The following is a 17,534-nucleotide window of genomic DNA, read 5'->3' as shown; positions in this document are numbered from 1 at the left end:
ATGATGGACACCCTCAACCAGTTGCTCGGTGGTTTTGCCACGGCGGGCACGCCCATCAACCTGTTGTGGGCCTTTGCCGGCTGTGCGCTGGGCACGGCCATTGGCGTGTTGCCGGGTCTGGGTCCGGCGGTCACGGTGGCCATGTTGCTGCCCATCACTGGCCAGGTCGAGCCCACCGCGTCGATGATCTTTTTCGCCGGCATCTACTACGGCGCCATGTACGGCGGCTCGACCACCTCCATCTTGCTCAACACACCGGGCGAGACCGGCACCATGGTGACCGCCCTGGAGGGCTTCAAGATGGCCAAGAGCGGGCGCGCCGGCGCGGCGCTGGCCAGCGCGGCCATTGGCTCCTTCGTGGCCGGCAGCATCGCCACCATCCTGGTCACGCTGTTCGCGCCGGTGCTGGCGCAGTTCGCGGTGCAGCTTGGTCCGCCCGAATACTTCTGCCTCATGCTGCTGGCCTTCACCACGGTCAGCGCGGTGCTTGGCCAGAGCACCCTGCGTGGGCTCACGGCGCTGTTCTTCGGCCTCGCGCTCGGGCTCATCGGCATCGACCAGATCACCGCGCAGGTGCGCTACACGGCGGGCGTGCTGGAATTCATGGACGGGATCGAGGTGGTGCTGGTGGCCGTGGGTCTGTTTGCAGTGGCCGAGGCTCTCTACAACGCGCTCTACGAAGGCCGCAGCGAGGCCAGCATGAACAAGATGACCAAGGCGCACATGACGCGCAGCGAGTGGCGCCGTTCGTGGCCGGCCTGGCTGCGCGGCACCGCCATTGGCTTTCCGTTTGGCACCATCCCGGCCGGCGGTACCGAAATTCCCACCTTCCTGAGCTACGCCACCGAACGCAAGCTGGCCTCCCCCGAGCACCAGGCCGAGTTCGGCAGCACCGGCGCCATCGAAGGCGTGGCCGGGCCGGAGGCGGCAAACAACGCGGCCGTCACGGCCACGCTGGTGCCGTTGCTCACGCTGGGCATCCCCACCTCGGTCACGGCGGCCATTTTGCTGAGCGCGCTGCAGAACTACGGCATCAACGCCGGGCCACAACTCTTCCAGACCTCGTCCGCCCTGGTGTGGGCGCTCATCGCATCGCTCTACATTGGCAACGTGATGCTGCTGGTGCTCAACCTGCCGCTGGTGGGTCTGTGGGTCAAGCTGCTGAAGATTCCGCGCCCACAGCTCTACGCCGGCATCCTCATCTTCGCCACGGTCGGCGTTTACGGCATGCGCCAGAGCGCGTTCGACCTGTTCCTGATGTACGGCCTGGGCTTGCTCGGTGTGGTGATGCGCCGCTACGACTTTCCCACCGCGCCGGTGATCGTGGGCCTGATCCTGGGTCCCATGGCCGAGGCACAGATGCGCAACGCCGTGTCCATCGGCGAAGGCAACTGGATGGTGTTCCTGCAGCGTCCTATGTCGGCCACGCTGCTGGCCGTTGTGGTGCTGGTGCTGGTGCTGCCGCGCCTGCTGGCCCGGCTACAGGGCGCCGGAACGGCGAAGTAGCGAAACGAAGGCCGTGGCCTGTAGGGCTTCGGCCTGTTCCCAGTCCACACCCACGGCCTGATTGAGCGCCGCCGCCGACAAGGTGGTATCGACCGGAAAGATCTCTGACGCACCGCGCCTGACCGCCATCACCCTGGGCGCATTCGGAGAGGTGTCCCAGGTGTTGTCGATGTAGGCGATTTCGGGTACGCCTTGCCTGGTCAGTTGCCAGTTGCGAAAGTAGTCAAGCAGGTTCAGGTTCATGATCTGGCCCCGGTGCAGTGGATGCCTCTTTTGTGCCACGGCGTGTGTGGCTGGTGCACCACAAGGCACCAATGAGCCGGTTTCTGCGCCGGACCAGGGGGAATTCGGCACTGACGTGTGCCTCGACGAACGTGCCGCACGGCGACTCATAATGCGCCATGGCCTCAACGGACCCACCGCCCACCGCGAAGACCCTGCCACGCGACGGCGAGCGCATCCTCGAACTCGCCGCGAGGTCGATGTTCGACCTGTTTGCCAATGCCAGCGAAGGCATGATGCTGGTGGACCGGGATGGCCGCGTGGTCTGGATCAACGACCAGTACCGGCGTTTCCTGCCCGCGCTGGGCTTCGAGCGCGAGGAGGACTTCGTGGGCCATCCGGTTTCACGCGTGGTGCAGAACACGCAGATGCACCAGGTGCTCGCCACCGGCAAGCCCATCCTGATTGACCTGCTCACCAACCGCGCCGGCACCTTCGTGGTCAGTCGCATTCCGCTGCGCGACGACGCGGGCGAGGTCATTGGCGTGCTGGGCATCGTGCTGTTCGACCACCCCGAAACCACGCTGCAGCCTCTTATCAGCAAGTTCGCGCGGCTGGAGCAGGACCTGAGCGAGGCCCGCCGAGAACTCGCCAGCCAGCGGCGCTCCAAGTACACCTTCGCGAGCTTCGTTGGCAGCAGTGCCGCCGCACTCGAGGTGAAGCGCCAGGCGCGCCGCGCCGCGCAGTCCGCCAGCCCCGTGCTGCTGCTGGGCGAAACCGGCACTGGCAAGGAATTGCTGGCGCACGCCATCCACGCGGCTTCGCCGCGCGCGGGGCGCCCGTTCGTGAGTGTGAACATGGCGGCCGTGCCCGACACCCTGCTGGAGGCCGAGTTCTTCGGCGTGGCGCCGGGCGCCTACACCGGTGCCGACAGACGAGGCCGCGACGGCAAGTTCAAACTGGCCGACGGCGGCACCCTGTTTCTCGATGAGCTCGGCGACATGCCGATGTCCGTGCAGGTCAAGTTGCTGCGCGCCTTGCAGGAGGGCGAGATCGAGCCGCTGGGCTCGAACAAGCTGGTGCGCTTTGATGTGCGCGTGGTGGCGGCCACCTCGCGCGATTTGCAGCAGATGGTGCGAGACGGCAGCTTCCGGGAGGACCTGTACTACCGCCTCAACGTGCTGCCCATTCGCGTGCCGCCGCTGCGCGAAAGGCAGGACGACATCACCCTGCTGATCGAGGCGCTTTGCGAAGACATCGCCGCGCGCGGCGGCGGCGCTCAACTGGAGCTGACGGCCGACGCTCAGGCGCTGTTGGCCGCGCAGCCCTGGCGCGGCAACATCCGCGAGCTGCGCAACGTGCTGGAACAACTGGCGCTGCGCAGTGATTCGCACCACATCGAGGCCGCGCAAGTGAGCTCGGTGCTGCGCGAAGCTGGCTTGCCCGACCTGGCCCCGAGCGCCGTGGTTCGTGTGGAGTCGCGCCAGCTCACAGGGGAGGTGCTGCGCCCCCTGCCCGAGCAGATCGCCGAGCTGGAGCAGCGCGCCATCCAGCTTGCGCTGGCTCGCACCCGGGGCAACCGGACCGCTGCCGCCAGGCTGCTGGGCATCTCGCGGGCGAGCCTGTACGACCGCCTGGCCGTCATGGGTGAATCGTCTGAAAATCAGACGTATGTCTAAAATCCAGGCGATTCAAATCGTCTGAAAATCGGACGTTTCGGGTGATCTTCACCTGAAAATCTTTTGAAATCAAAGGTGTCTGCTGTTGGCACGAAGCCTGCAAAGCAGACGGCACGGCGCATCGCGCTGTGACCGTTCCAACCAGGAGACAAGACATGACCCACACCACCCGCCGTCTGGCGGTCATTGCCCTCGCCTGCAGCGCTGCGCTCGGCACCACCCTCGCATCCGCGCAAGCCAACAAGGGTGAGATCCGCATCGCCCACATCCACAGCAAGACCGGCCCGCTGGAAGCGTATGCCAAGCAGACCCAGGCTGGCTTGATGATGGGCCTGAACTACGCCACCGCCGGCACCATGATGGTCGGCGGAAAGAAGATCGTGGTGATCGAGAAAGACGACCAGGGCAAGCCCGACGTGGGCAAGAGCCTGCTGGCCGCCGCCTACGCCGACGACAAGGTGGACCTGGCCATTGGCCCCACCGCTTCGCCTGTGGCCCTGGCCATGCTGCCGGTGGCCGAGGAATACAAGAAGATCCTGCTGGTGGAGCCCGCCGTGGCCGACTCCATCACCGGCGACAAGTGGAACAGGTACATCTTCCGCACCGGCCGCAACAGCAGCCAGGATGCCGCCGCCAACGCCGTGGCGCTGGACCAGCCGGGCAACGTGGTGGCCACGCTGGCCAACGACAACGCTTTTGGCCGCGACGGCGTGAAGGCCGCCAAGGACTTCATCAAGAAGGCCAAGATCGTTCACGAGGAATACCTGCCCGTGGGCACGACCGACTTCACCGCCGGCCTGCTGCGCATCGTCGACAAGCTCAAGGACCAGCCGGGCAACAAGTACATCTCGGTGGGTTGGTCGGGTGCGCCCACGCCATTTGGCAAGATCGCCGAAATGGAGCTGGACAAGCGCTACGGCATCAAGCTCGCCACCGGCGGCAACATCCTGCCGGCGATGGTGGCCTACAAACAGTTCCCGGGGATGGAAGGCGCGCTGTACTACTACTTCGGCATCCCCAAGAACCCGGTGAACGACGCCATGGTCTCGGAGCACTACCGCCAGTTCAAGACGCCGCCAGATTTCTTCACCGCCGGTGGCTTCAGTGCCGCCATGGCCGTGGTGACCGCGCTCAAGAAGACCAACGGCGATACCAACACCGAAAAGCTCATCACCACCATGGAGGGCATGAGCTTCGACACGCCCAAGGGCAAGATGACCTTCCGCAAGGAAGACCACCAGGCCATGCAGAGCATGTACCACTTCAAGATCAAGGTCGACCCGGCGTTCGCGTGGGGTGTGCCTGAGCTGGTGCGGGAGATCAAGCCGGAAGACCTGGCGATTCCCATCCGGAACAAGCGCTGATTCTCTTCCCTGGCGCCCCTTGCATCCGTTCGGGCTGAGCCTGTCGAAGCCCATCCACGCGTGGAGGCCCTTCGACAGGCTCAGGGCGAACGGACATTGCCTCTCTCCGAGGATTCTCCATGCTTGAAACCCAAGACCTCACGGTCCGCTTTGGCGGGCACGTGGCGGTGAGTGCTGTCTCGTGCGCGTTTGCACCGGGCACGCTCACGGCCATCGTCGGCCCCAACGGGGCGGGCAAGACGACGTATTTCAACCTGATTTCCGGGCAGATCAAGGCCAGCGCAGGCCGGGTGCTGCTGGGTGGCAAGGACATTTCGACGCTGGGCGCACCGGCGCGCGCGCAAGCAGGCCTGGGCCGCGCCTTCCAGCTCACCAACCTGTTTCCACGCCTCACGGTGCAGGAGAACGTGCGCCTTGCCGTGCAGGCCAGGGCGCGTGCGGGCTTGAACCTGTGGCGCATCTGGAGCGACCGGCGTGACCTGCTCGAGCGCGCCGACGAGGTGCTGGAAGCCGTGGCCCTGGCCGACAAGCGCGACGCGCTGGCGTCCAGCCTGCCGCACGGTGACCAGCGCAAGCTGGAAGTGGGCATTCTGATGGCGCTGGAGCCGCAGGTGTTCATGTTCGACGAACCCACCGCCGGCATGAGCGTGGACGAGGTGCCGGTGATTCTGAACCTGATCCGGCAACTCAAGAACGACAAGACCAAGACCATTCTGCTGGTCGAGCACAAGATGGACGTGGTGCGCGAACTCTCCGACCGCATCATCGTGCTGCACAACGGTGAACTGGTGGCCGATGGCGATCCGGTTGAAGTGATCGCATCGCCGGTGGTGCAGCAGGCTTACCTGGGCATCAATCCTGAAGAGGAGGTGAGCGCATGAGCAACCTCCTTACCCTCCAGGGCGTGCATACGCACATCGGCGCGTACCACATCCTCCACGGCGTGGACCTGGCCGTGCCCGAAGGCCAGACGACCATGCTGCTCGGGCGCAATGGCGCAGGCAAGACCACCACGCTGCGGACCATCATGGGCCTGTGGCAGGCGAGCCAGGGCACGCTCGCACTCGACGGCGTGGACATCACGAAGCGGCTTACGCCCGACATTGCGCAGAGCGGCGTGGCGTACGTGCCAGAAAGCATGGGCATCTTCGCGGACCTCTCCGTGCGCGAGAACATGCTGCTGGCCGCGCGCGGTGCGCGCACGCTCGACGACATCGACACGCAGCGCCTCGATTGGATCTTCGGCCTGTTCCCGGCCATGAAGAAATTCTGGCTGCACCCAGCCGGCAAGCTCAGCGGCGGGCAGAAACAGATGCTGGCCGTCTCGCGCGCCATCGTCGAGCCGCGCAAGCTGTTGTTGATCGACGAGCCCAGCAAGGGCCTGGCGCCCGCCATCATCCAGAACATGATCGCTGCCTTCCGCGAACTGAAGGCAGCGAAGACCACCATCCTGCTCGTGGAGCAGAACTTCAACTTCGCGCGCCAGCTCGGCGACACCGTGGCGGTGATGGACGACGGGCGCGTGGTGCACAGCGGTTCGATGGCCGAACTGGCGGCCGACGAGAGCCTGCAATCGAAGCTGCTCGGCCTGTCTCTGGGAGCGCATCAATGAAACTCGAAGCCGACTTCGACTGGAAGCCGCTGGCGCTGGTGCCAGCGCTCGCGTTGCTGGCCCTGCCGGCCGTGGGCAGCGGCTCCACATGGATCACGCTCACCGTGGCGGGCCTGGCCATGGGCATGATCATCTTCATCATCGCCTCGGGCCTCACCCTGGTGTTTGGCCTCATGGACGTGCTGAACTTCGGCCATGGCGTGTTCATCGCGCTTGGCGCCTTCGTGGCCACCACCGTGCTGGGTAGCATGAACAGCTTCACCACGGCCGACAGCCTGTGGCTCAACCTGGCGGCGCTGTTGCCGGCCATGCTGGTGGCCATGGCGGTGGCCGGCGCGTTGGGCTGGGTGTTCGAACGGTTGATCATTCGCCCCGTGTACGGCATGCACCTCAAGCAGATCCTCATCACCATGGGCGGCATGATCATCGGGGAAGAGCTCATCAAGGTGGTGTGGGGCCCCGAGCAGATTGCATTGCCATTGCCCGAGGCGCTGCGCGGCTCGTTCATCTTTGGCGACGCGGCGGTTGAGAAATACCGCCTGCTCGCGGTGCTGGTGGGCGTGGCCGTGTTCGCCGCCATGGTGTGGACGCTGAACCGAACCAAGGTGGGTCTGCTGGTGCGCGCCGGCGTGCATGACCGCGAGATGGTCGAGTCGCTCGGCTACCGCATCCGGCAGCTTTTCATCGGCGTGTTTGTGGTGGGCAGCGCGCTGGCCGGCCTGGGCGGCGTGATGTGGGGGCTGTACCAGCAGAGCGTGATTCCGCAGATGGGCGCGCAGGTCAACGTCCTGATCTTCATCGTCATCATCATCGGCGGCCTCGGCTCCACCACCGGTGCGCTCATCGGCGCACTGCTGGTGGGCCTGATGGCCAACTACACCGGCTTCCTGGCCCCGAAGGTGGCGCTGTTTTCCAACATCGCACTGATGGTGGCCATCCTGTTGTGGCGGCCGCAAGGCGTCTATCCCGTGACGAACCGATGAAAGTCTGTCACGCCATGTGCACCTGCCCCCATTGGTACGGCCTGAGCCTCACTTCCCCCTTCGGGCTGAGTCCCACCATCCCGTTCGGACTGAGCCTCACCACCCCGTTCGGGCTGAGCCCCACCACCCCGTTCGGGCTGAGCCTGTCGAAGCCACTCGTTCGAGATGCAACCCTTCGACAAGCTCAGGGCGAACGGAGGTGCGCTCGCGCCAGATACCTGTCCGGGCTGAGCCTCACCATCCCGTTCGGACTGAGCCTCACCACCCCGTTCGGGCTGAGCCTGTCGAGGCCACTCGTTCGAGATGCAACCCTTCGACAAGCTCAGGGCGAACGGAGGTGCGCTCGCGCCAGATACCTGTCCGGGCTGAGTCCCACCACCCCGTCCGGGCTGAGTCCCACCACCCCGTCCGGGCTGAGCCTGTCGAAGCCACTCGTTCGAGATGCAACCCTTCGACAAGCTCAGGGCGAACGGAGGTGCGCTCGCGCCAGATACCTGTCCGGGCTGAGCCTCACCACCCCGTTCGGGCTGAGCCTCACCACCCCGTTCGGGCTGAGCTAGTCGAAGCCACTCGTTCGAGATGCAACCCTTCGACAAGCTCAGGGCGAACGGAGGTGCGCTCGCGCCAGATACCCGTTCGGTCTGAGCCCCACCATCCCGTTCGGACTGAGCCTCATCACCCCGTTCGGGCTGAGCTTGTCGAAGCCACTCGTTCGAGATGCAACCCTTCGACAAGCTCAGGGCGAACGGAGGTGCGCTCGCGCCAGATACCCGTTCGGTCTGAGCCCCACCACCCCGTTCGGGCTGAGCTTGTCGAAGCCCTCTGTCGATGCACTGCCAGAACCCTTTGACAGTCTCAGGGCGAACGGGAATGGCTCGAGCAAAAGGATCAAGACATGCTGAGCAGACTCCTCTCCAACGACCTCCCGCGCAGCCGCTGGCTCGGCTTGTTGCTGATCGTGCTGTTCCTTGGCCTGGCGTTCGCGCCGTTTCTGTTCCCGGGCGTGAAGGCGCTCAACGTGGCGGCCAAGGTGCTGATCTTCGTGGCACTGGTGGCCAGTTTCGATCTGCTGCTGGGATACACCGGCATCGTGAGCTTTGCTCACACCATGTTCTTTGGTATCGGCGCCTATGGCGTGGCGATTGCGCTGAATTCGGTGGAGCAGGCGAGCTGGAGTGCCATGGCCGTGGGCATCGTCTGCGCGCTGCTGATCTCGCTGGTGCTCTCCTTGCTCATCGGCCTGTTCTCGCTGCGCGTGAAGGCGATTTTCTTTGCCATGATCACGCTCGCTGTGGCCTCGGCCTTCCTCACGCTGGCTTCGCAACTCTCCGACTTCACCGGTGGTGAAGACGGTCTGAGCTTCCGCGTGCCTGAGCTGTTGTCGCCCGGCTTCAGCCTGCGCGAGGAACCCATCAGCACGCCCCTGGGTGAGGTGGACCTGAACGGCCGGCTGATCACCTACTACCTGATCTTCCTCGCGGTCACGGCGATCTTTCTCACCATCCTGCGCATCGTGAACTCGCCCTTTGGCCGCGTGCTGCAAGCCATTCGAGAAAACGATTTCCGCGCCGAAGCGCTCGGCTACCGCACTGTTGTCTACCGCACGCTTTCCAACGTGCTCTCGGCCAGCTTCGCCACGCTCGCCGGTTGCCTGCTTGCCATCTGGCTACGCTACAACGGACCCGATACGTCGCTGTCGTTCGAGATCATGCTGGACATCCTGCTGATCGTTGTGATCGGCGGCATGGGTACGCTGTACGGCGCGCTCATTGGCAGTGTGCTGTTCCTCGTGGCGCAGAGCTACCTGCAGGATCTGCTGCGCCTGGCCGGCGAGGCGACCCAGGGCATACCGATGTTGCCCGCGCTGCTCACGCCCGACCGATGGCTGCTCTGGCTGGGCCTGCTGTTCGTGCTCTCGGTCTACTACTTTCCCACCGGCATCGTGGGCAAGCTCAGGGAGCGTGCCGTGCTCGTGCGCATGAAGGGCACGAAATGAACCTGACCAAACCCCTGCCGCGCTCGCGCTATCTGAAGTGCGAAGGCCGCGAAATCCACTTCATGGACTGGGAGCCGGACGAACCCACCGGTCCCGTGGTGGTGGCCTGGCACGGCCTGGCCCGCACCGGGCGCGACATGGATCCGCTGGCCGAACATCTGTGCGCCCTGGGCTGGCGGGTTGTCTGCCCCGACACGATCGGCCGCGGACTGAGCCAGTGGAGCCCCAGGCCCGAAGCCGAGTACTGCCTGGACTTTTACAGCCGCATCGCCACTTCGCTGGTGGACCAGCTCGCCCTCAAACGCTTTCACTGGGTCGGCACCTCCATGGGCGGCGCCATTGGCATGGTGTGCGCGGCCGGCCCGCTGCACGGCCGCATTGAACGGTTGGTGCTCAACGACATCGGCCCCAGGCTGGCCGATGCCGCCGTGCAACGCATCCGCAGTTACGCTGGCAGCCCGCCCGCCTTCGACACCGTGAGCGAACTGGAACAGTATTTCCGCACCATCTACAAGCCCTATGGCTACATCAGCGATGCGCAGTGGCGCCTGTTCACCGAAAGCTCCACCCGCCGCCTGCCCGACGGCCGCGTGACCCCGCACTACGACCCCGCGATGGTGCGCCAGTTCACCGACCACCCGAACGACTACGACCTCTGGCCCACCTACGACCGCATCGACGCGCCCGTGCTGTGCCTGCGCGGCGCGGATTCAGACCTGCTGCTGGCCGACACTGCCGAAGCCATGCGCGACCGCGGACCGAGGGCGCTGGTGGTGACCATTGCAGGCTGCGGGCACGCGCCGGCGCTGAACGTGCCAGACCAACTGGAACTGGTGCAGCGGTTTCTGGCGGGGCACTGAGCCGGCTGCCGTTGCGGACTCAGCTGCGATCCGCGTGCGCCAAGCCGGGCACGTTCAAAAAGTAGCGCAACACCTTGCCCTGGCCCCGCCTGAACAGCAGGCCTTCAGCCCCAAGGTGGGCGAGGTCGCGCGCGGCCGTGGCTTTGGAGGTGCAGGTCACCACCTTGTCCAGCGGCAGTCCATAGCCTCCGTTGCTTCCGTGGCCTCCCATCCAGCTGTAGGCCAGGCTATGGACCGCGATGGTCGCCATCAACGGCCATCATGACCAGATCGGCCATCGCTTGTTCCTCCTGGCACGAGGCCTTGCGCAGCGCGCTGACGGTGCCTAGCCTGTCCTGCATGTCTTCATCCTGGCTGGTCTTGAGCTTGGCCTCGATCCGGTCAATCGGTATCTCGATACCGACGATGCAATGAGTGTGCCGAACGCTCCCCGCTGGCGATCCAGCAGGAAAGGCACGTGGTTTGCCACAAGCCCGCTCGGGCCTTGGCGCACCCAGGCGGCCAGCGGACGCGATGCCATGAGCGAGCAGATGGCCTCCCGATCGTTGAACTGGTGATGCTTTGAGATGTACATCCGGTCTCCTCAGACTGCCGGCAACGCATGCCGCAGCAAAAGGGCGGCCAGCACCCACATGGTTACGCCGATCAGCGCGTCCAGCACCTGCCAGGCTTTCGGGCGAGCGAACACGGGCGCCAGCCAGCGTGCGCCAAAGCCCAGCAAACCAAACCACAGGAAGCTGGCGACGCTCGCGCCGGCCACGAACCAGCCGCGCAATGCGGCCGGCTGCTGCGCGCCAATGCTGCCGACCAGCAGCACGGTGTCCAGGTAGACGTGTGGGTTGAGCAGGGTGAAGGCCGCAGCTTGTGCCAGCGCTGCACCACGGCTGAGCGTGAGGCCTTCTTCGCTGGCGCGCATGGATTGCGGATGTTGCGCACGGCGAAGGGCGCGCCATCCGTACAACGAGAGGAAGAGCGCTCCCGCCACCGCCAGCGCGCGTGCGATGCCAGGGCTGCCCGCCAGCGCCTGTGCCATGCCCAGCACGCCCGCCGTGATCAGCGCCGCATCGGCCACGGCGCAGAACATCACCACGCTGCCCACGTGTTCACGGCGAAGCCCCTGGCGCAGCACGAAGGCGTTTTGCGCGCCTATGGCCACGATCAGCCCAAAGCTCAGGAGCAACGCCTGAGTGAACGCAGGCCACGCGATTTCAAGATGGGACGAAAGTGTCGACATGCGCCCAGATTGCCAGCCCTCTGCGATGAAGGCAAACTATCTTTCATAACTCCGATTTAGGAAAACTACGTTCATGCTGGACTATGCTTCACTCTCGGCCCTGGCCGCTGTGGTTCGCGAAGGCAGTTTCGAGCGCGCGGCCCGCACGCTTCACGTCACACCGTCGGCGATTTCGCAACGCATCCGTCTGCTGGAAGAGCGGGCAGGCTGTGCGCTGGTGGTGCGGGGGCAGCCCTGCGTGGCCACTGAAACGGGCCGGCGCCTCTGTCAGCACGTGGACCGCGTGCGATTGCTGGAGCATGAACTGCACGGCACCTTGCCCGCCTGGGCGCCAGAGGGCGTTGCGCGCGTGACGCTGCCGGTGGCCGTGAACGCAGACAGCCTGGCCACCTGGTTCGCCCCCGCCGTAGCGGGCTTTGCCACGAAGGCGCCTGCACTGATGGAGGTTGCCGTGGACGATCAGGATCACACCGCCGAATGGTTGCGAACCGGTGAGGTGATGGCGGCGGTCACATCGTCTGCCCGGCCTGCCGTGGGTTGCAACAGCCAGCCGCTCGGCGCCATGCGCTACCTGGCCACGGTCAGCCCTCGTTTTGTCGCACGGTACTTCGCCGAGGGTGTTGGTGCGGGCAGCCTGGCGCGTGCTCCCAGCCTTCAGTTCAACACCAAGGACGAGTTGCAGTCGCGCTGGGTGCGGCGCCTGTGCCATCGACACGTGGAGTTGCCCCGGCACAGCCTGCCTTCGCCGCACGCCTTTGTGATCGCGGCAGTCGCAGGAATGGGCTGGGGCCTGCAGCCCGAGCTGATGATTCGTGCCCAGTTGAAGTCGGGTGCCTTGGTGGAGCTGGTGCCGGACAGTCCGATGGACGTGCCCCTGCACTGGCAGCAGGCGCGAGCCGCGTCTTCGCTGCTCGACGGACTGACGCGGCAGGTGGTGTCTGCGGCGGGCAGCGCGCTGTTGCCGCCGTGATGGACAGGCCCAAATTAGAATGCGCTCCATGTCTTCCCGCCTGTTGCGCTTGCGCCTGAACTGGACCCTGGTCTTCCTGGCCTGGTTCGCGCAGCTTGGGCTGCCCGTGGCTCATGCGGCCATGCAGGCGGCGCCGCCTGGCGTCATGGCGGCCTGGTGCGGCGACCCCGGCTCTGCCCGGGAAGCCGCCGCGCTGCTGCCCGCCGAGATCCGCGACGCGCTGGCGCAGGACGGCATTGGCCTTGATCATCTGGCGAACTGCGCCAAGTTGTGCGCCGTGGGTTCCACACCTGCGCCGCTGCCCACGGCAAGTCCGGCTGCCTTGCCGCGCATCGCCAAGGCAGCGCCCGCCACGCCGCGTTCGCCCACGGTGGCGGTGCGTCGGCACGCGCTGCCGCCCCCTTCACACGGGCCGCCCGAGCGCGCCTGACCGCTCCCGCCCTTTGTGGCGGCCCCGCCCCTCGGGCTGCGGCCGCGTTGGCCATTTTTTTCTCCGGAATCGAACTCCATGAACCGATCTTCATGCGCTGTGCTGTGCGCAGCCGTGCTGGCGCCTTGCGCCTTTGCCCAGACCCCCACACCCGCGCCGGCCGAAGTGGCAGGCCAGTTGCCCACCGTCGTCATCAAGGCCCGCCATGACGCCGACGAAGTCCGTGCCGAGCTGGAGGCCGAGCAGGCCCTCACGCCGGGCGGCGTCTCGCTGGTCGATGGCGAAAGCCTGCGCCAGCGCAGCGTGGTGAGCGTGGGTGACATGCTGCGCTACGTGCCGGGCCTGTGGACCGCGAGCGGCTCCACAGGCGACTCGTCCTTCATCTCCAGCCGGGGCTCGAACCTCGATGCCACCAACTACGACGGCAACGGTATCAAGTACCTGCAGGATGGCCTGCCGGTCTCGGCGGCCGACGGCAACAACCACAACCGCCAGCCCAACCCGCTGGCCGCCAGCCATGCGGTGGTGGCCCGGGGCGCCAACGCGCTGACCTACGGCGCCAGCACGCTGGGTGGTGCCATCGACTTCACCACCCCCACGGCTCGCGACGGCGCGCCGAACGAACTCTTGCTCAACCTGGGCAGCCACGGACATCGGCAGGGCAGCGTGACGTTGGGCAAGATCGTGGGCACCTTCGATGGCCTGGTTTCGGCCGAGACCCGGCACTACGACGGCTACCGCCGGCACCAGAAGCAGGAGCGCAACAGCCTGTATGCCAATGGCGGCTGGCAGTTGAACGATGCTGTACACACCCGCTTCTACGCCACTTACATCGACAACCAGCAACAGTTGCCGGGCGTGCTCACGCGCCAGCAGTGGCTGGACGATCCGAAGCAGGCCCAGGCTGCGGCCGTGGCCGGCAACTACCGCTACAACGTGGAGACCTGGCGACTGGCCAACAGGACGGTGTGGGACATCGACACGGACAGCAAGCTCACGCTCGGCCTTTCGTATGAGAACCAGCAGCTCTACCACCCCATCGTCTATGCGCCCCCGTTCTTCTCGCTGCTGATCGACACCACGCAGCGCACGCTGGGCAGCACCGTGCGGTATCAGCGCCGCATGGGCGCGCACGATCTGCTGGTGGGCATGAACCTGGCGCGCACCACGGTCGACGGCGGCAATTTCAGCTATGTGCCAGGTGGCGCTCAGACGCTGACGACCGCCGTGGCCAACCGCGCCAGCCAACTGGAGTTGTTCGTGATGGACCGCTGGCAGTTCGCACCAGACTGGACGGCCGTTTACGGTGCGCAGGGCGTGTCCACCAGCCGCGAGGTGAGGGCGTCCAGCCTCAAGGGCGATTTCAACAGCATCAACCCGCGTGCCGGCCTGATTCGCCAGCTCTCGCCGTCGTCCCAGCTGTTCGCCAACGTCAGCCGCGTGTATGAGGCGCCGACGCTGTACGAACTGCAGGACGAGACCCCAGGCGGTCCGCCCAACACGCTGCTGGAAGCCATGCGTGGCACGGTGTTCGAAGTGGGTGCGCGCGGCAAGCAGGAGTTTGGGCAGAAGCACCGCTGGAACTGGGACGTCGCCGTGTACCACACGCGGCTGCGCAACGAGATCCTGTCGCGCGACGACCCAGGTGCCCCGGGCACCAGCCTGTCCATCAACGCGGACCGCACCGTGCACGCTGGCATCGAAGCCCTGGTGGGTGCCAGCTTCGCCTTGGGCGGGAGCAGTGCGCACCGGATCGAACCCCTGGTCAATCTGACGTTCAACCGCTTCCGTTTCCAGGGCGATGCGATCTACGGCAACAACGTGCTGCCGGCCGCACCCAAGGTGGCCCTCAAGGGGGAGGTGCTGTACCGGCATGCGGCCACTGGCTTTTTCTTCGGCCCCACGTTTGATCTGGTGAGCAGCCGTTTTGCCGATTTCAGCAACACCTATCAGGTGGACTCGTACGCCCTGTGGGGCCTGCGTGCGGGCTGGACCGGCAAGGACTGGGAGGTGTTCGCCGAGGCGCGCAACCTCGCGAACCGGAACTACGTCTCGCAGTTCAGCGTGCGCGACGTGGCGGCCGCCAACGCCGCGATCCTCTCGCCGGGCGAATCGCGTTCGCTGTACGTGGGGGCTCGGTTCAAGTTCTGAGACTTCGCTCAGTCCTTCGCGCCCAAGGCCAGTGCGCGCTCGCGGCTGGCCTGCAACTCCATGGGGTTGTCGGCGCGCTTCGTGGACCAGCCTTGGAGGTGCCGCTCGGCGACATCGGCCAGCGCTCGAATCCACTCGGGGTGGTCGTTGAGGCAGGGGATGTACGCGAAGCGTTCACCCCCTGCGTGAAGAAAGGCTTCGCGAGCCTCCATGTTGATTTCTTCAAGGGTTTCCAGGCAGTCGCTGGTGAAGCCTGGGCAGACCACGTCCACGCTCCTGAGGCCCTTGCTCGCGAGGTCGATGAGTGTGGGCTCGGTGTAGGGTTCGAGCCACCTGGCCTTGCCAAAGCGCGACTGGAAAGTGACCTTGTAGCGGTCTTTCGCCAGGTCGAGCTGTTCGGCCAGCAGGCGCGCGGTCTTGTGGCATTCGCAGTGGTAGGGGTCGCCCAGTTGCAGGGTGCGCTCGGGCACGCCATGAAAGCTCATCACCAGCTGGTCGCTCTGGCCGTGAGCCGCCCAGTGTGCGCGGATGGTGCGCGCCAGGGCCTGAATGTAGCCGGCGTCGTCGTGGTAGCGGTTGACGAACCGCAGTTCGGGCAGGTGGCGCACCTGGCGCGCCCAGTTCATCACGCCGTCGACCACGCTGGCGGTGGTGGTACCGCTGTACTGCGGGTAGGCCGGCAGCACCAGCACCCGTGTGACGCCCTGGGCCATGAGTTCGTCCATCACCGAGGCGATGGACGGATTGCCGTAGCGCATGGCGTAGCGCACGGTGACCTGATGGCCACGCTCGCCGAGGTAGCCGCGCAGCAGCGTGGCCTGTCTATCGGTCCACACTTTCAGGGGTGATCCCTCAGGCATCCAGATGCCGGCGTATTTCGCGGCCGACTTCTTCGGCCGAACCCGCAAGATGATGCCGTGCAGGATCAGCAGCCAGACCGGACGTGGAATCTCGACCACTCGCGGGTCGCCCAGGAATTCAGCGAGATAGCGCCGCAAGGCCGGTGCGGTGGGTTCGTCCGGGGTGCCCAGGTTGCACAGCAGCACCGCAGTGCGGGCGGCCTGGCCGTGGGAATAAGGCGGTTCGGGCTGGAATGGCATGCGCTATTCTCTCGCAAGCATGAACACGCCCCCGAGTACCCCAGCGGCCCCAGCCGCCGCCACGCTGGACCCGTCCCGGGTGCGCGCCATCACCCTCGATCTGGACGACACGCTCTGGCCCATCTGGCCGACCATCGCGCGGGCCGAAGCCGCGTTGGCCGCGTGGCTCGTCGAACACGCGCCGGCCACCGCCGCGAGGTGGGGCGATCCTGTGGCGTTGCGCGAGGTGCGCAACCAGATGCACACGTTGCGCCCCGAACTGGCCAACGACATGAGCGCGCTGCGGCGCGAGTCGATTCGCCTGGTGTTGCAGCGCGAGGGTGAAGACCCTGCTCTGGCCGAGGCCGCTTTCGAGGTGTTCTTTGCCGAGCGCCAGCGCGTGGAGCTGTTCGAGGACGCCTTGCCTGCGCTCGAATGGCTGGCCCGCCGCTATCCCGTGGTGGCTTTGTCGAATGGCAATGCCGATGTCCACCGCGTGGGCCTGGGGCGGCATTTCCGGGCGGCGCTGAGTGCGCACGTGTTCGGCGTGGGCAAGCCCGATGCGCGCATCTTCCACGCCGCAGCGCAGGCCGCAGGTGCCAGTGCCGGGCAGGTGCTGCACATCGGTGACGACGCGCACCTGGACGCCCTGGGTGCGCTGGGCGCGGGCATGCAGGTGGCCTGGCTCAACCGAGGTGGCCATGCCTGGGAGCATGCGCCGCTGCAACCACACACCACCGTGCCGGACCTGATGGCGCTTTGCCGCCAGCTCGGTTGATCACGCGGCGCGCATGAGCCTCACCATCTACGGCATTCCGGCGTCGCGCGCCGTTCGCCCGCTGTGGGCTGCGACCGAGCTTGGCCTGCACTTTCAACACGTGTCGCTGCCCTATCAGGGAGGCGGCACGCGCACCCCCGGGTTTCTGGCGATCAACCCCAACGGCCATGTGCCCGCGGTGGTGGACGCCCGGCCCGAGGGCGATGTGGTGGTTTGGGAGAGCATGGCCTGCGCGCTGTACATTGCCCGCCACCACGGCCCGGCCGACGGCGCCAGCATTGCGCCGGCCACCGCCAGGGAAGACGCCGAGGCGCTGCGCTGGAGCTTCTGGGCCATGACGGAGGTCGAGGCCGATGCGCTCACCGTGCTCATGTACCGCCACGCCATGCCCGAAGAGCGCCGCAAGCCAGCGCTGGCCGAAGCCGCTGAACGGCGCCTGGCGGTGCCCTTTCGTGTGATCGAACAACACCTGGCGCAGCAGCAGGCCGCCGGCCTGGCGCACCTGGCTGCACAGCGCTTCACCGTGGCCGATCTCTGTGTGGCCAGCGTGCTGAACTGGGCGCGGCCCTGTGCCACGCTCATGAAGGCGAACCCGCTCACGCACGCCTGGCTGTTGCGTTGCATGGCGCGCCCGGCCTACCTGAAGGTGCGCGAGAACGGCTGAGGCCGC

The 17,534-nt window shown here is 66.1% G+C and carries 18 protein-coding genes; 13 read left to right on the top strand and 5 right to left on the bottom strand.

Annotated elements, in window-relative coordinates:
• The first annotated feature begins 3 nt into the window (after positions 1-3).
• Positions 4-1,506, top strand: a complete 1,503-nt coding sequence (locus AB7F11_RS04815; protein ID WP_428289726.1) for a tripartite tricarboxylate transporter permease — start codon at positions 4-6, stop codon at positions 1,504-1,506.
• Here AB7F11_RS04815 and AB7F11_RS04810 read toward each other — a convergent pair.
• Positions 1,480-1,749: a hypothetical protein gene (locus tag AB7F11_RS04810; RefSeq protein WP_428299863.1), complete on the bottom strand. Its 270-nt coding sequence runs from the start codon at positions 1,747-1,749 to the stop codon at positions 1,480-1,482. The two genes, AB7F11_RS04815 and AB7F11_RS04810, sit on opposite strands and share 27 nt — an antisense overlap.
• 158 nt (positions 1,750-1,907) lie before the next feature.
• Here AB7F11_RS04810 and AB7F11_RS04805 point away from each other — a divergent pair, with 158 nt between their 5' ends.
• The 7 genes from AB7F11_RS04805 to AB7F11_RS04775 all read left to right on the top strand — a co-directional run bounded on the left by AB7F11_RS04805 (position 1,908) and on the right by AB7F11_RS04775 (position 10,222).
• Positions 1,908-3,407: a sigma-54 interaction domain-containing protein gene (locus AB7F11_RS04805; RefSeq protein WP_428289669.1), complete on the top strand. Its 1,500-nt coding sequence runs from the start codon at positions 1,908-1,910 to the stop codon at positions 3,405-3,407.
• 155 nt (positions 3,408-3,562) lie between these two features.
• On the top strand, positions 3,563-4,771 hold the full coding sequence (locus AB7F11_RS04800) for a substrate-binding domain-containing protein (protein WP_428289668.1): 1,209 nt from the start codon (positions 3,563-3,565) through the stop codon (positions 4,769-4,771).
• Between the two features lie 119 nt (positions 4,772-4,890).
• Complete coding sequence (locus tag AB7F11_RS04795) at positions 4,891-5,652, top strand: ABC transporter ATP-binding protein (RefSeq protein WP_428289667.1); 762 nt, start codon at positions 4,891-4,893, stop codon at positions 5,650-5,652.
• On the top strand, positions 5,649-6,383 hold the full coding sequence (locus AB7F11_RS04790) for an ABC transporter ATP-binding protein (protein ID WP_428289666.1): 735 nt from the start codon (positions 5,649-5,651) through the stop codon (positions 6,381-6,383). Before AB7F11_RS04795 ends, AB7F11_RS04790 begins: the two co-directional genes overlap by 4 nt.
• A complete protein-coding gene (locus AB7F11_RS04785) occupies positions 6,380-7,366 on the top strand; it encodes a branched-chain amino acid ABC transporter permease (protein ID WP_428289665.1) in 987 nt (328 codons plus the stop codon). The genes AB7F11_RS04790 and AB7F11_RS04785 overlap by 4 nt, the downstream gene beginning before the upstream one ends.
• A gap of 895 nt (positions 7,367-8,261) precedes the next feature.
• Positions 8,262-9,362, top strand: coding sequence for a branched-chain amino acid ABC transporter permease (locus AB7F11_RS04780; RefSeq protein WP_428291377.1), 1,101 nt, complete (start codon positions 8,262-8,264; stop codon positions 9,360-9,362).
• Positions 9,359-10,222 carry an alpha/beta fold hydrolase gene (locus AB7F11_RS04775; protein ID WP_428291378.1) on the top strand — a complete coding sequence of 288 codons (864 nt, stop codon included), beginning with the start codon at positions 9,359-9,361 and terminating at the stop codon, positions 10,220-10,222. The genes AB7F11_RS04780 and AB7F11_RS04775 overlap by 4 nt, the downstream gene beginning before the upstream one ends.
• 19 nt (positions 10,223-10,241) lie before the next feature.
• On the opposite strand, the gene AB7F11_RS04770 is transcribed toward AB7F11_RS04775, so the two are convergent.
• From AB7F11_RS04770 to AB7F11_RS04760, 3 genes are all read right to left on the bottom strand, one after another.
• Positions 10,242-10,472 carry a hypothetical protein gene (locus AB7F11_RS04770; protein WP_428291379.1) on the bottom strand — a complete coding sequence of 77 codons (231 nt, stop codon included), beginning with the start codon at positions 10,470-10,472 and terminating at the stop codon, positions 10,242-10,244.
• A 75-nt stretch (positions 10,473-10,547) separates the two neighbouring features.
• Positions 10,548-10,742 carry a hypothetical protein gene (locus AB7F11_RS04765; RefSeq protein ID WP_428299865.1) on the bottom strand — a complete coding sequence of 65 codons (195 nt, stop codon included), beginning with the start codon at positions 10,740-10,742 and terminating at the stop codon, positions 10,548-10,550.
• Between the two features lie 63 nt (positions 10,743-10,805).
• Positions 10,806-11,456, bottom strand: a complete 651-nt coding sequence (locus tag AB7F11_RS04760) for a LysE/ArgO family amino acid transporter (protein ID WP_428291381.1) — start codon at positions 11,454-11,456, stop codon at positions 10,806-10,808.
• Positions 11,457-11,529: 73 nt separating this feature from the next.
• On the opposite strand from AB7F11_RS04760, the gene AB7F11_RS04755 reads away from it, so the two are divergent.
• The 3 genes from AB7F11_RS04755 (at position 11,530) to AB7F11_RS04745 (ending at position 15,007) form a co-directional block, all read left to right on the top strand.
• On the top strand, positions 11,530-12,426 hold the full coding sequence (locus AB7F11_RS04755; RefSeq protein WP_428291382.1) for a LysR family transcriptional regulator ArgP: 897 nt from the start codon (positions 11,530-11,532) through the stop codon (positions 12,424-12,426).
• Positions 12,427-12,454: 28 nt separating this feature from the next.
• Positions 12,455-12,856, top strand: a complete 402-nt coding sequence (locus tag AB7F11_RS04750; RefSeq protein ID WP_428291383.1) for a hypothetical protein — start codon at positions 12,455-12,457, stop codon at positions 12,854-12,856.
• A gap of 78 nt (positions 12,857-12,934) precedes the next feature.
• Entirely contained in the window at positions 12,935-15,007 is a 2,073-nt protein-coding gene (locus AB7F11_RS04745) for a TonB-dependent receptor family protein (RefSeq protein ID WP_428291384.1), read from the top strand.
• Positions 15,008-15,015: 8 nt separating this feature from the next.
• On the opposite strand, the gene hemH is transcribed toward AB7F11_RS04745, so the two are convergent.
• Positions 15,016-16,107: a ferrochelatase gene (gene hemH / locus AB7F11_RS04740; protein WP_428291385.1), complete on the bottom strand. Its 1,092-nt coding sequence runs from the start codon at positions 16,105-16,107 to the stop codon at positions 15,016-15,018.
• A gap of 19 nt (positions 16,108-16,126) precedes the next feature.
• Between hemH and AB7F11_RS04735 the strand changes: the two genes are divergently transcribed.
• Together AB7F11_RS04735 and AB7F11_RS04730 are read left to right on the top strand one after the other, a co-directional pair.
• A complete protein-coding gene (locus tag AB7F11_RS04735; RefSeq protein WP_428291386.1) occupies positions 16,127-16,864 on the top strand; it encodes an HAD family hydrolase in 738 nt (245 codons plus the stop codon).
• A gap of 13 nt (positions 16,865-16,877) precedes the next feature.
• Positions 16,878-17,528: a glutathione S-transferase family protein gene (locus AB7F11_RS04730; protein WP_428291387.1), complete on the top strand. Its 651-nt coding sequence runs from the start codon at positions 16,878-16,880 to the stop codon at positions 17,526-17,528.
• Positions 17,529-17,534 lie beyond the last annotated feature (6 nt).

Source organism: Hydrogenophaga sp. (assembly GCF_050250835.1).
In the GTDB taxonomy this organism is placed as follows: domain Bacteria; phylum Pseudomonadota; class Gammaproteobacteria; order Burkholderiales; family Burkholderiaceae_C; genus Hydrogenophaga.
The sequence above is the reverse complement of the archived record's forward strand: the minus strand, read 5'-3'. Positions and strand labels throughout refer to the sequence as shown.